The sequence below is a fragment of the Pseudomonas sp. MMS21 TM103 genome (genome assembly GCF_022132145.1).
Classification (GTDB): Bacteria; Pseudomonadota; Gammaproteobacteria; order Pseudomonadales; family Pseudomonadaceae; genus Aquipseudomonas.
Window position 1 is genome coordinate 199,643 of the sequence record NZ_JAJISP010000006.1, and the last position, 12,895, is coordinate 212,537.

Annotated in this window: 13 protein-coding genes and 1 riboswitch; of the genes, 4 read left to right on the top strand and 9 right to left on the bottom strand. The window is 61.9% G+C overall.

What is annotated here, in order from left to right:
- Positions 1–10: 10 nt before the first annotated feature.
- The 7 genes from btuB to ttcA all read right to left on the bottom strand — a co-directional run bounded on the left by btuB (position 11) and on the right by ttcA (position 7,146).
- Positions 11–1,867: a TonB-dependent vitamin B12 receptor gene (gene btuB / locus LJY18_RS18305; protein WP_238043265.1), complete on the bottom strand. Its 1,857-nt coding sequence runs from the start codon at positions 1,865–1,867 to the stop codon at positions 11–13.
- A gap of 116 nt (positions 1,868–1,983) precedes the next feature.
- Positions 1,984–2,204, bottom strand: a riboswitch (cobalamin riboswitch).
- Between the two features lie 367 nt (positions 2,205–2,571).
- Positions 2,572–3,234: an O-methyltransferase gene (locus LJY18_RS18310; protein WP_238043267.1), complete on the bottom strand. Its 663-nt coding sequence runs from the start codon at positions 3,232–3,234 to the stop codon at positions 2,572–2,574.
- 275 nt (positions 3,235–3,509) lie between these two features.
- A complete protein-coding gene (locus LJY18_RS18315) occupies positions 3,510–4,028 on the bottom strand; it encodes a C40 family peptidase (protein ID WP_238043269.1) in 519 nt (172 codons plus the stop codon).
- An 83-nt stretch (positions 4,029–4,111) separates the two neighbouring features.
- A complete protein-coding gene (locus tag LJY18_RS18320; protein ID WP_238043271.1) occupies positions 4,112–4,732 on the bottom strand; it encodes a C40 family peptidase in 621 nt (206 codons plus the stop codon).
- A gap of 52 nt (positions 4,733–4,784) precedes the next feature.
- The gene (locus tag LJY18_RS18325) at positions 4,785–5,564 is read right to left on the bottom strand and encodes an NAD-dependent deacylase (protein ID WP_238043273.1); all 780 of its coding nucleotides are present in this window, start codon (positions 5,562–5,564) and stop codon (positions 4,785–4,787) included.
- Positions 5,565–5,613: 49 nt separating this feature from the next.
- On the bottom strand, positions 5,614–6,285 hold the full coding sequence (locus LJY18_RS18330; protein WP_238043274.1) for a DNA-3-methyladenine glycosylase I: 672 nt from the start codon (positions 6,283–6,285) through the stop codon (positions 5,614–5,616).
- A gap of 36 nt (positions 6,286–6,321) precedes the next feature.
- Positions 6,322–7,146, bottom strand: coding sequence for a tRNA 2-thiocytidine(32) synthetase TtcA (gene ttcA, locus LJY18_RS18335; RefSeq protein WP_238043275.1), 825 nt, complete (start codon positions 7,144–7,146; stop codon positions 6,322–6,324).
- 97 nt (positions 7,147–7,243) lie between these two features.
- Here ttcA and LJY18_RS18340 point away from each other — a divergent pair, with 97 nt between their 5' ends.
- From LJY18_RS18340 to LJY18_RS18355, 4 genes are all read left to right on the top strand, one after another.
- Positions 7,244–7,840 (top strand): DNA-J related domain-containing protein, encoded by a 597-nt coding sequence (locus LJY18_RS18340; protein ID WP_238043276.1) that lies wholly within the window; start codon positions 7,244–7,246, stop codon positions 7,838–7,840.
- A 166-nt stretch (positions 7,841–8,006) separates the two neighbouring features.
- Positions 8,007–8,606: a Yip1 family protein gene (locus LJY18_RS18345; RefSeq protein ID WP_238043277.1), complete on the top strand. Its 600-nt coding sequence runs from the start codon at positions 8,007–8,009 to the stop codon at positions 8,604–8,606.
- Positions 8,607–8,717: 111 nt separating this feature from the next.
- The gene (locus LJY18_RS18350) at positions 8,718–9,212 is read left to right on the top strand and encodes a SprT family zinc-dependent metalloprotease (protein WP_238043278.1); all 495 of its coding nucleotides are present in this window, start codon (positions 8,718–8,720) and stop codon (positions 9,210–9,212) included.
- A gap of 386 nt (positions 9,213–9,598) precedes the next feature.
- On the top strand, positions 9,599–10,318 hold the full coding sequence (locus tag LJY18_RS18355) for a lipoate--protein ligase family protein (protein ID WP_238043279.1): 720 nt from the start codon (positions 9,599–9,601) through the stop codon (positions 10,316–10,318).
- A gap of 325 nt (positions 10,319–10,643) precedes the next feature.
- Here LJY18_RS18355 and efp read toward each other — a convergent pair whose 3' ends face one another.
- Together efp and earP are read right to left on the bottom strand one after the other, a co-directional pair.
- The gene (gene efp, locus LJY18_RS18360) at positions 10,644–11,216 is read right to left on the bottom strand and encodes an elongation factor P (RefSeq protein ID WP_238043280.1); all 573 of its coding nucleotides are present in this window, start codon (positions 11,214–11,216) and stop codon (positions 10,644–10,646) included.
- Positions 11,217–11,262: 46 nt separating this feature from the next.
- Positions 11,263–12,408: an elongation factor P maturation arginine rhamnosyltransferase EarP gene (gene earP / locus LJY18_RS18365; RefSeq protein ID WP_238043281.1), complete on the bottom strand. Its 1,146-nt coding sequence runs from the start codon at positions 12,406–12,408 to the stop codon at positions 11,263–11,265.
- Positions 12,409–12,895 lie beyond the last annotated feature (487 nt).

Genomic DNA, 12,895 nt, shown 5'->3' on the forward strand with positions numbered 1-12,895 from the left:
GCCAAATGGGTCAAAGCGCCTGGTAGCGCAGGGTCAGGTAGACTGCCTGGCCGGGCTGGTTATAGCCCTGGGCAGTCTCGTAATCGGCGTCCAGCAGGTTGGCGACGCGGGTCTGCAGGCGCCACTCGGGATCGATGCGGTACTCGCCGCGCAGGTCCAGGGTGGCGTAGCCGGCCAGTTCCTTGGTGTTGGCCAGGTCGTCGTAGCGCTGGCCCTCGGCGTGCAGGCTGGCGCCGAGGTTGAAGGCGCCGAAGCGGCGGTCCAGGTCGAGGTTGAACAGCTGCTTGGCGCGGCGCGCCAGCTCGTTGCCGTCGTTGGCCCCGCCGGAGCGATTCTCCGGTTCCATCAGGCTGTAGTTGGCGTTCCAGTCCCAGCCCAGCAACTGGCTGGCGAGTACCAGTTCCACGCCGCGGATACGCGCCTCATCGACGTTGGCCGGGGCCTTGATGCTGGCGTCGTAGGCGATCAGGTCGTCGATGCGGGTGCGGAAGGCGTTGACTGCCCAGTGGCCCCAGCCGTGCTGCCCGGCCAGGCCGGCCTCCAGGCTGCGCGAGGTTTCCGCGTCCAGGTCCGGATTGCCGTAATTGGGGAAAAACAGCTCGTTGAAGGTCGGCGCCTTGAACGCCGTGCCGTAGCTGAGGGTGGCGCGCAGCCAGTCGGTCAAGGCGTAGCCGTAGCCGAGATTGCCGGTGTCGTGCTGGCCGAACTGCTGGTTGTCGTCGCGGCGCAGCGACAGTTGCCAGTCGTGCGCGCCCTCCTCGCCGAGGTACTGGACGAAGCCGCCAGTGTTGTCGCGCGAGTCCTCGGCGTAGGCGGTGCTGCCATTGACCTCGTCATGCAGGTAGTCGACGCCCAGGGTCAGGGTATGACCGGGCGCCAGGCTCAGGTCGTTCTGCCAGCTGGCGCTGTCGCGGCGGCTGTCGAAGCGCGAGTCGAAGGCGCCATCCAGGTAGCCATCGGACTTGTCCTCGCTGCGCCCGACCTGCAGGGTCACCTGCCAGGACTCGAGCGGGGCGAAACGGGCGCGAGTACCGACCACCCGACTCTCGACATCGGCGTTGGCGCGAAAACCCGCGGTGCCCTTGCTGTTGACCTGGTCGTAATCGTTGTGCCCGCTGGCCTGCAGCAGGTTGGCGTCCAGTTCCAGGCCGCTGTCGAAGCGGTAGCCGGCGCTCAGGCTGGCGGAGAGGTTGCGGTAGCCGTCGGCGTCGTCCTCATAGCCGCGGGTGCCTGCCGACTTGACGTTGATGCCGTCGGTGTCGCTGCTGCTCAGGCCCAAGCTGTACCAGCCTCGATCATTGCCAGCGGAGACCCCGGCGCTGCCGCTGTAGCTGTCGTGGGTGCCGTACCCGGCGGAGAAGAACGGCGTGGCCTCGCCGCTGCGGCCCTTGCGGGTGAAGATCTGGATCACCCCGCCGATGGCTTCCGAGCCATACAGGCTGGAGCGCGGCCCACGCACCACCTCGATTCGCTCGATCAGCTCCAACGGCAGATCCGCCAAGGCCGCGCCCCCAGAGCTGACCGAACCGATCTTGATGCCATCGATAAGCACCAGCACATGGTCGGACTCGCTGCCGCGCATGAACAACGAGGTGTTCTTGCCCGGCCCGCCATTGTTGGCCAGGGACACGCCCGGCACCCGCTTCAGCAGTTCGGGCACGGACGTGGCCTGACTTTGCTCGATCTGTACGCGATCGAAGACCATCACCGCGGCCAGACTCTGCTCAGCGGTCTGCGCGGTACGGGTGGCGGTCACCACCTGGTCTTGCAGATAAGTACGCTCGGCCGCACTGGCCTGGGAAATACTCGAGACGCCACACAGCAGCAACGCTGCCGGCTGTAGAAGGGACTTGCTCTTTGTGCTCATTACGTTGTTGCTCCGTCGCTCTCACCCGAGCGATAGCCAGGAAAGGCATACGGAGAACGAAGACGGATGAACTGCAGGAACGGCGCAGGCCACACGCCTGACAACGCCCTCCGCGATGCCATGGACTGCAGCAGGCCGGTCTCCGGGCTTACGAGCGGTGTTATGCAAACACCTCCAGACGCACCTTCCCATGCTGAAGCACAGTGGTTAAAAAGCGCTGGTTTGACTCGTCTACCGTTGCGGGGGCAGCGTCGGAATGGTTGGCGTGAACACGCACAACGCACCGACTTCCCTGTTTCACCCCTCTAGTCCTGAGGCCTGTTCCATTCATGCGCGCTAATGCGCGGCAGAACGTGGACAGGTCGCAAGGCTGGGGGCACCTGTTGCAAGGCGCGCAGGGTAGAGGCACAAGCCCCTGGCGTCAACGGATAGCCTGTGCATGCTGTTTTTTGCCCAGCATTCCTCGGGACAGGTTCGGGTTCTACCCCCGTCGTTAACTGGTTGCGTCGCGGAGGATCAGCACGCAGTGCGGGGTGCGCTTAGCGGGCAGGAGTCGTAATACTTGCCCGGTTTCAGATCGATCGGGTAGTCCTGGGTCGTGCCCACCGCAGGTCGCCGCCCGATACCCTCGACAGGGTGACACGGCCGAGCCCCTGGCCGCGCGCCCCCAAAATCCTGATCACATGGCACGCTCCAGATCCGCTTCAGCGCTTGCGGCACAGCGTCAGCCCATCGCCCAGCGGCAGCAGCGACAGGTCGAGGCGCTGGTCGTCTTTCAGAGCCAGGTTGAGGGCCTGGATGGCGCGGGTGTCGGCGCTGTCCGGGTTCTGCTCCAGCACCCGGCCGCTCCAAAGGGTGTTGTCGAACAGAATCAGACCGCCCTGGCGCACCAGTCGCAGGGCATGCTCCAGATAGGCCGGGTAGTTGGCTTTATCGGCATCGATGAAGATCAGGTCGAAGCTACCCGCCTGCCCTGCGCGCTCAAGCGCGGCCAGGGTATCCAGGGCCGGCGCCAGGCGTTGTTCGATGCGTTCGCCGAGGCCGGCTTCGCGCCAATAGCGCTCGGCGATGGCATTGTAGTCGCCGGGAAGATCGCAGCAGATCATCCGCCCCTCTGCCCCCATGGCCTGAGCCATGCAGAGAGCGCTGTAGCCGGTGAAGGTGCCGACCTCGAGAAGCCGCCTGGCGCCGGTCAACTGCACCAGCAGCGCCATGAACTGGCCCTGTTCGGGTGCGATTTGCCAGTTGGCATTGGCCAGTTGTGCCGTTTCATCGCGCAGGCGTTTGAGCAACGGCGTTTCGCGCAGGGAGACGTCGAGCAGATAGTGGTAAAGGCTGTCGTCGAGCGTAAGGGTGCGGTTGGTCATTGGGCCCTCCTGAATTATCCACGCGCAGGTGCTGGGAAGAGATGCCATCTCGCCTACCCTGCTTGCGGCTGCAAGGCCTGCGGCATCCACCCTACCCAGCTCTCGTAGCGCCTATGTTGATGCATAAGCCCCAGGCGGTTGCAGCAAAACCAACCACGGGGCGCGCCTCCTACGAAGCCTGCGCTGCTGGCTGAGTCCGCCCGGATGACATCGGGGTGCCTATCGACAACCGAGCCAGATTACAGCCGGGCTAGGGAGATGGTCCTACGCCGTCGTCAGGGATTACCCGCCAGCTCAGGGCTGAATACGCGCTTGGCATTCAGATAGGTGCGCTGCCAGTAGCTGTTACTGAGGCTGTCCAGGCGCACGGTGCCACCGCTGGAAGGCGCATGCACGAAGCGGCCGTCACCGACATAGATACCAGCATGACTGACCTGGCGCCCACCGCTGGTGGCAAAGAACACCAGGTCACCGCTTTGCAGCGCATTACGGCCAACGCCTGGTGCACGCATGCTGATCAGCTCGCGGGTCGTACGCGGCAGCCTGACGCCAGCCGCGTCGCGGTAGACGTAACCGATCAGCCCGCTGCAATCGAAGCCGCCCGCCGGTGTATTGCCGCCATAGCGATAGGGCGTGCCGACCAGCCCGAGGGCGCGAAACAATACGTCCTGGGCGCCACTGTCGACGCTGGCCGCGGGCACATGAACGATTGACTGTGGAGCAGGAGGGCGACCGGCGCAGGCAGTCAGCAGCGAGGCAAGCAGAAGCAGGGCAACACGGGTCGTGAGGTGCATGAGCAAAGCGATCCAGAGCCTGAATGCGCTCTACTGTGCCGACTCAGGAGAAACCGCGCAACCTTTGCGGCTGCGCCGGTAGATCAGGGATGGCGGGCCAGCTGATCGGTCGGGGCCATGGCCAGTGCCCGCTTGGCCTCGATAAAGGTACGGTTCCAATAGCGACTTTCCAGGCTGTCGACCCGCACACCGCCGCTACGGCTGCTGGAGGAGTGAATGAACTGATCGTCCCCCAGGTAAATGCCGGCATGACTGACACGGCCACGGCCGTTGGTGCTGAAGAACAGCAGATCGCCCGGCTCAAGCTCTTCACGGTCGACCAGAGGCGCATCAATCTTGATCATTTCGCGGGTCGAACGCGGCAATTGCATGCCGAGTTCTTCCTTGAACAGGAAGCCGATAAAACCGCTGCAATCGAACCCCGACTTCACCGTGCTGCCACCGTAGCGGTAACGGGTGCCAACCAGCGACAGGCCATGGGACAGAATGCTGTCGGCCAACTGAGGGAGTTCGTAGGCTTTGTCGTCGGAAAAATCGATGACTGCTTCGGCTTCGGCTTCGGCTTCGTCGAGAAGAACCGCACGCTCAACCGTCTTGACCTTCGTCACGGCAATGGTCGCCGGAATTTGCGGCGCATGGCTGGCACAGGCAACCAGAACCAGCGTAAATGCGAGGGGCAAGAGAGGGGCGATTTTTTTCAACATGAGTGCAACGTGCCGTAGTTTCACAAGGGCGCGACTATGCCTTCTATGCCCCTCATTTGCAAATTCTATGGCGCTTGATGTGACTCAGTAGCGCCGGCAAAACATCTAAGGCTCCACGTCGCACATGCACATCGACGACATCGCTCAAGTCACCGCGAGCAGGATTGATCTCGGCGGTGAAACCTCCCGCCTGGTGGGTGCGCAGCAGCGGTTCGACGATATAGGGGAAACTAGCGCTGGTGCCGATGCTGATGGCCACCTCGAAGCCTTTACCCAGTTCGGCATACAGGCTGTTGATCGCCCGCTCCGGGAGCATTTCCTCGAACAGCACCACCGGCGGGCGCAGGATGCCGCCGCACTCCTGGCACCTGGGCGGCAGCGGCCGGCTCAGGTGCTCGGCCAGTTGCGGGTCCTGAGCACCGCAGGACTGGCAATACAGCGGCGCCAGCTGGCCATGGATCTCGATCAGGCGCTCGGACGGACTGCCGGCAGCGCGGTGATAGCCGTCGATATTCTGGGTCAGCACCCAGCACTGGGGTTTCAAGCGCTGCAGCTCGGCGATGGCGTAATGCCCGGCATTGGCCTGGGCGCCGAGACAGGCCTTGCCCAGTTCGGCCAGGTACTTCCAGCATAGGGCTGGATCGCGCTGCAGCATGGGGCCGGAAAGCGCCGTCTCGATCGGCAGGCCTTCGGCAGTCTGGTCGTTGTACAGGCCGCCGATGCCGCGGTAGGTCGGCAAGCCGGAGTCGGCGGACAGCCCGGCGCCGGTGATGATCAGGATGCGTTCGGCCGCAATGATGGCCTCGGCGACACGGGCAATGACCTCATCCATCTCAAGCTCTCCTGCGCAGGGTGGATGAAGCATCAGCCACCCCAGCGGCTCAATGATTGACCGTATACGCCAGCATCATCGACAACTGGCACAGCGGTCGACCACTCTGCGCGTGCCACTGATTGAACGCCGCCTGCACGGCTGCACGGTCTTTCAAGCTGGTCGGCACCTTGTCGATGATGTTCTGCGCCTTGAGCGCGGCGACCATATCATCGGTGGGGATGAAGGTATCCTTGCCGACCATGCGCAAGAAGCGCGGAGCGGACAACCCGCCCAGTTGGCTACCCTGCTTGGCCAGGTATCGCCACAGACCAACGATATCGGTCACTGGCCAGTCGGCGATCAACGCACCGAAGCTGCCTTTTTCCCTGCGCACATCCAGCACGAACTGGGCATTGCGCGGCACGCTCTTGAGCTTGCCCAGATGGCGGATGATGCGCGCATCCTGCATCAGGTTTTCCAGACGCTCAGCGCCCATCAGTACGACTTTTTCCGGATCGAAACCGAAGAATACCTGCTCGAAAACCGGCCACTTGGCATCGACCAGGCTGTGCTTTAGACCGGCGCGGAAGATGCGCAGGCTGATGGTGGAGAGATAACGGTCATCGCTCAGCGCGCGCAACTCGGCATCGCTACGCGGCTGCGGCAAGCGCGCCTCGAGGGCCGCTGCCGAGCCAAAACGGTTCAGGCAATACTCATGGAGCCATTTATAGTCGCGCATCATCCCTCGCCTTTGCTTGGCGCTTTTAGCGCTGTCCTACAGGTTCATCACATTGACGAAACGCGATGCGGCATTTTCGTCGATTCTCAGGTTCTTGAAGTCGAACAGGTTGCGGTCGGCCAACTGCGAGGGCACGACGTTCTGCAACGCGCGGAACATGATCTCGATACGCCCCGGCGATTTGCGCTCCCAGTCCTGGAGCATCTCCTTGACCACCTGACGCTGCAGGTTTTCCTGCGAACCACAGAGGTTGCACGGAATGATCGGGAACTGCCTGAGCTGGCTATAGGCCTCGATATCCGCCTCATTGCAGTAGGCCAGCGGGCGGATCACCACGTTGCGCCCGTCATCGGCACGCAGCTTCGGCGGCATGGCCTTGAGCGTGCCGCCGTAGAACATGTTGAGGAAGAAGGTTTCCAGGATATCGTCGCGGTGATGTCCCAGGGCCATCTTGGTCGCGCCGATCTCGTCGGCAAAGGTGTACAGGGTGCCGCGGCGCAGGCGTGAACACAGCGAACAGGTGGTCTTGCCTTCCGGGATCATCTCCTTGACCACCGAGTAGGTGTCTTTTTCGACGATGTGATACGGCACACCAATGGACTCCAGATAGGCCGGCAACACATGCTCGGGGAAGCCTGGCTGCTTCTGGTCCATATTGACCGCGACTATCTCGAACTCGATCGGCGCGACCTTCTGCATATGCAGCAGCACATCGAGCATGGTGTAGCTGTCCTTGCCCCCGGACAGACAAACCATGACCTTGTCGCCGTTCTCGATCATGTTGAAGTCGGCGATGGCTTCGCCGGCCTGACGACGCAGGCGTTTTTGCAGTTTGTTCTGATTGACCGAGAGGCTACCCATGGTGCGCTGGAATCCGGAGGCTTACTAAAGAGCGGCATTTTACCCAGAAAGCGCGACGCGCCCTACCCCAATCGCGCTGAAATGCTAGGCTCGGGTGATGAACGACGAACTTGACCCCTCTGCCGATCTGGCAGATCAGCTGCACCAGCTGCTGCAGGCTGTTCCCGCCGGGATTGGCGAATACCAGTTGATCCAACAGCTGAAAGATCGCCACTGCACGCACATCCCCCACTTGCCGCTGACCGACTACCTGGTGCTGTTTCGCACCCACTTCCTGGTCTTCAACGCCCTGTACCGCTTGCGCGAGCGGCTATGGAGCGAGCGGCTCGGCTTTGTCCAGATCAACCCGCTGTGTATCCAATTGCTGCCTTACCAGGCTGGCAGTGCCGAACTGAGCGAGCACGACCCGCTGCGCGACTATTACCTGGATCTCAGCCAACTGAGCGATACCGACGAGCGCGATGTGGAAAAGCTGCTGGCCAGCTTCTGGACACGCATGCAAGGCGGCGAAGAAAAACGTGCAGCCCTGGAGCTGTTCGAGCTGAATGAAAGCCAGCAAGTGCTCAATATCGGGCTTATCAAGCATCGCTACAGGCAACTGGTCAGCCTGCATCACCCCGACCGAGGCGGCAGCACCACGCGCCTGCAGTCGATCAACAAAGCCATGGAAATTCTTGAACGCTATTACAGCTGATTTTCAGAGACCAATTTGCTCTAAAGCATGACCCCTCTCGAATGCCAGCCTCTGCCTATACTGCGACATACGGTCGCATAGGTTCGGCCCAGTACCTGATAGCGCTGTCTACGCGCGTCAGGCACTTCGCTGGGGGGCGACCGCATAACAAGAGGAGGTGTCTGGCATGATCCATCACGTTTGGGGGCTCTTCACCCATCCCGATCAGGAATGGCAGGAAATTCGTGGCGAAGAAGAAACCATCAGCCACATGTATCTCACCCACGTACTGGTGCTCGCCGCGATTCCGGCGATCTCGGCCTTCATCGGCACCACCCAGGTTGGCTGGTCCATCGGTGATAGGGCACCGGTAATGCTGACCCAAGCCAGCGCATTGCAAATGACGATCATGACCTACCTGGCGATGCTTGCCGGGGTTGCGGTGATGGGCGCCTTCATTCACTGGATGGCACGTACCTATGACGCCAGCCCCAACCTGACCCGGTGCATCGTGTTCGCCGCCTACACCGCGACGCCCTTGTTTGTCGGCGGCCTGGCGGCACTCTATCCAAATATGTGGCTGGCCATGGTGGTGGGAACACTGGCCATCTGTTACACCGTCTACCTGCTCTACGTGGGCATACCAACCTTCATGAATATCCCCACAGATGAGGGTTTCATGTTCTCCAGTTCGGTACTTGCGGTAGGGTTGGTGGTCCTAGTGGCGATGATCGCCTGCTCGGTGATTCTCTGGGGCCTTGGGGTAGGCCCGGTCTACACCAGCTAGGGCATGGCAGCGAAGACCATACGAAACCACCTTGCGGTGGTTTCGTCGTTTTAGGGCTGCCGTAGCAGTTCGGCTTAGGCATAATCGCGCCGTCATCTTCAGGTTACGCCCATGCCCGAACACATCCACGCCCGCGTCGAATCCTGTTACCAGCAAGCCGAGGCCTTTTTCAAACAACGCTTTGTCCGTGCCGAAGTGAGCTTCAAACTGCGCGGGCAAAAGGCCGGAGTAGCGCACCTGACGGAAAACAAACTGCGCTTCAACCCCCAGCTATATCGGGAAAACCGCGACGACTTCCTCAAGCAGACAGTGGCCCACGAAGTGGCGCACCTGATCGCCCATCAACTGTTTGGCCTGAAGATCCAGCCTCACGGCGAGGAATGGCAACTGATCATGCGTGGCGTCTATGAGTTGCCGCCAAACCGCTGCCATAGCTATGACGTCAAGCGTCGCAAGGTCAGCCGCTTCATCTACCGCTGCAGCTGCCCCCAGGGCGATTTCCCCTTCTCCGCCCAACGTCACGCCCTGGTCGGCAAAGGCCGCCGCTACTTCTGCCGGCGCTGCAAGGTGACCCTGAGCTTTACCGGCGAACAGCGGGTGGAGTGAACGGCGCCCTCTCCTGCAAGTCAATCACGAGTTCCTACGGACCGTTTGCCGCAACAGCCGCCCCACTCCTGGCCGCCCCGCTGCCCGACGACCTGCTGCTGGTAGCGCCGGCGCGACTGGCTGCCGAGCAGCTAACCGGCGCGGAAGTCACGCTTTCCAACCGAAACCGTCGCGGGCCCGCTTCTTCGCCCCTATCCTCAATATGCTGCAGGGGGCCGTCCGCGACATGGGCGGCTGCCAGCGGCGCCTGCCAGAACCATGGCAAGCTGCTGGAGCGGGACTCTATGGGATTGTCGCTGACCTTCGATCACCATGTGGTGAGCGCTGCGCCGGCAGCGGACTTTCTCGATGAATTAGTGCAGACGACTGCAATACGACGAGGTGACATGACAAGCATACAGCGACTGCCGGTCGAAGCCGGCCTGGATGCGGAACGGCAGTTGCTGGAGCAGGTGCATGCCGGCGCCCTCGACTGCGGCCTGCTGTTTTGGCGCCCGCTGGATGCGGCGCTGGTGATGCCGCGCCGACTCAACCGCCTGAGCGGCTTCGCGGCCGCCGAGTCCGCCTGCGTGGCGCAGGGCTGGCCGGTAGCCCTGCGCGACACCGGCGGCGAGCCGGTGCCGCAGTCGCCGGCAGTGCTCAACGTGGCCCTGGCCTACGCCGTGCCGGCGAGCGACGACGAGCAGAAGCGCATCGAGACCGCCTACTTGCGCCTGTGCGAACCGCTGTGCGCCTGGCTGCGCGACCTGGGCCTGGATCCCGGCCTGGGCGAAGTGGACGGCGCCTTCTGCGACGGCCGCTACAATGTCACCCTGGAACAACGCAAACTGGTCGGTACCGCGCAACGCTGGCGTCGGCGGCCAAGTGACAGCCGTCACGTGTGCCTGGCCCATGCTGCCGTGCTGCTGGAGAACCAGCGCCAGTCGATGGTCGAGGCGGTCAATACCTTCTATGCAGGTTGCGAACTGCCGACCCGGTGCCGGGTCGGCAGCCACGTGGCGCTGGACGAGTTGCTCGAGGATGTCTGGCCGGCGACGAATGGCTTGCTGGATTGCTACCGGCAGCAGCTCGGCGCAGCAGGGTTGTCGCTATCCGCGGGCGGATGAGGCACGTACACAACAGGCACGGCCTTGCAAAAATTTGTCCCGCCGTATCCACCATCCGACAGCAATAGCAACCGGATGGCAATGCCGGGCTCAATGCCTCGTTCGCAATCGCCATATTGGACATTGCTCAGCTCAGCGGCTGTACAAATATCAAACGCCGTCGCGGGGTCGCTTCCTCGGCTTCGCGGCAATGCGCGCCTGACGGCAATCGCACGGGACTATTTTCATCAGCTCTCAGCCCAACCTCAGGCCGCTCGATAAAACCCAGGCAGAAAAAAACCCGACACCAGGTCGGGCTTCTCCTCCTCGCGGGTAAAGCCAGTATTTAGACTGGGGCTTTAGCGCGGGACTTGTATTCGCCGGTGCGGGTGTCGATTTCGATCCAGTCGTCGATATTGCAGAAGTCTGCAACCTTGACTTCAGTGCCGTTGCTCAGCTTGGCAGTCTTCATTACCTTGCCGGAAGTGTCGCCACGGGCGGAACCTTCGGTGTAGGTGATCTGGCGAACGATGGTGGTCGGCAGATCGACCGAAACCACTTTGCCTTCGAAGAACACGGCTTCGCAGATATCGGTCATGCCGTCGACGATGTACGGCAGAACGCTTTCCAGGTCGTCCTTGTTCAGCTCGTACTGATTGAACTCATCGTCCATGAAGACGTAGTTTGGCTCGCTGTAATAGGAGTAGGTCACAGCGACGCGATCGAGGATGACCGGCTCGAGCTTGTCGTCGGCCTTGTACACGGTCTCGGTCGAGGAACCCGTCAGCAGGTTGCGCAGCTTCATTTTGACGATAGCGCTGTTACGGCCGGACTTGGTGAACTCGGCCTTCTGGATAAGCCAAGGCTGGCCGTCAATCAGGGCCACACTGTTGGGCTTCATTTCTTGTGCGGTTTTCATACTAATATCCGGATTTGGATGGAGATACGGAATTCTAGGCCGCATATCATAGCCAATTTTGGTAAAACTCTACCAGTGCCTCAGCAAGATCAGCTTGAGAGGCCCGTTGTAGACACCACCGCTCGGCATGCTCAACCAACTCTGGCCACACCTGCAACAGCCCATCCCAGCTCGCCCCCATGGCTGTACCGGCATTCCATGCCCGCCACAGTCCCTCCAGCGCCGCACGCGCGGCAGGCGACAGGCCCTTGGCATAAAGCGCCAAAAATGCCTCGAGCTTGTCCCAGTGGGCGTTCTCCTCTTGCTCATAGATATGCCAGAGCAACGGACGCCCGGCCCACTGCGCGCGGACGAACGAATCTTCACCGCGCACCGCATTGAAGTCACAACTCCAGAGCAGGCGGTCGTACTGTTCCTGCTCGACGAAAGGCAGTACCTGGACGTGCAACCGACCGCGCTGCTGCCGATCGCCGGCAACCAGCGCCGCGCAGCCGAGCCAGGCTTGCAGATCGGCGAGAATGCGCCCTTCCGGCACCAGCAACTGGGTCACCCGGGGTTCCGCCGCCAGAGCCTCCAGCCAACTGGCCAGGGCGCGGTTCTCGTAGGCGAACAACGACACCAGCCGCGCCCCCGCAATCGGCGTCACCCCCAGCCCCTGGAGAAACTGCGCACGCGCCAGGGGATCCGCCTGAAACGCCTGGCGCTGATCGAGCAGATCACGCTCGCGCAGCAAACCTCCACTACCCGTGGTAAAGCCGGGGAAAAAGAAAAATTTCTGCAAGCCATTGGACTGCAAGGACGGCAAACCATGGCAGCCCTCGACCCAGTCCTCGGCGCTGAGGTACTCCAGATTCAGCCACAGTACTTTCTGCGGCCGCGCTGCCATTGCCGCCACATAAGCCGTCGGCAACTCACAGGCAAAAGCCTCGATAACCACATCCGCCGGCTGCACAGGCTGCCAAGGCAGCGGCCACTGACGAACCTCCACACCCTGCCGGAATTGCTGCGCCGCGTGCCGGTCGGCCTGGGGACACAGGCGAGCGAAGGCGCCAAGGTCATCCAGCCACAGGCGTACCGCCACCCCATGCTCGGCCGCCAATTGCTTCGCCAGGCGCCAGGTCACCCCGATATCGCCGTAGTTATCGACAACGCTACAGAAAATGTCCCACTTCACACTCGAGTTTCCCACCATAAAACACGCAGTTTAGCGCCTTAGTGGGCCCAAACAGCAGTGCGAGGACGGAGGCAAAATCGGCATAGGGGACGGCCGCCATAGACCGCCGCCCGCCACACCATCCGGCAGGCGGATCCGCACCGGGCGGTTCAAGAGGTTGAGGTTATGGGCGACGTACCAGCCCACGCTGTCGAACCACGCAATGTTCAACACGCGATTCAGCTCGAGGCGACTGTTGCGCCAACAACGTAGATAACGAGTCACCCTGTGGCACCTAGGGCGGCTTTATTGACCACGCCATTGATCAACGTTCCCGCATTCAGAAAAGCACGAATCAGCCGGATAACCGCCGATCCAAAGTCCGCGCACCTGAGCGATCAATCAAGATGTCATGGTTGACCTGGCCGGAGAACGTTTCCAAGTCAACATCTGACTTCCGGGCTCTCGCACCAACATGGCCTATCTGCCTGGAGTCGGCTTCTCAAGCAGCCTGAGTTATTGCTGG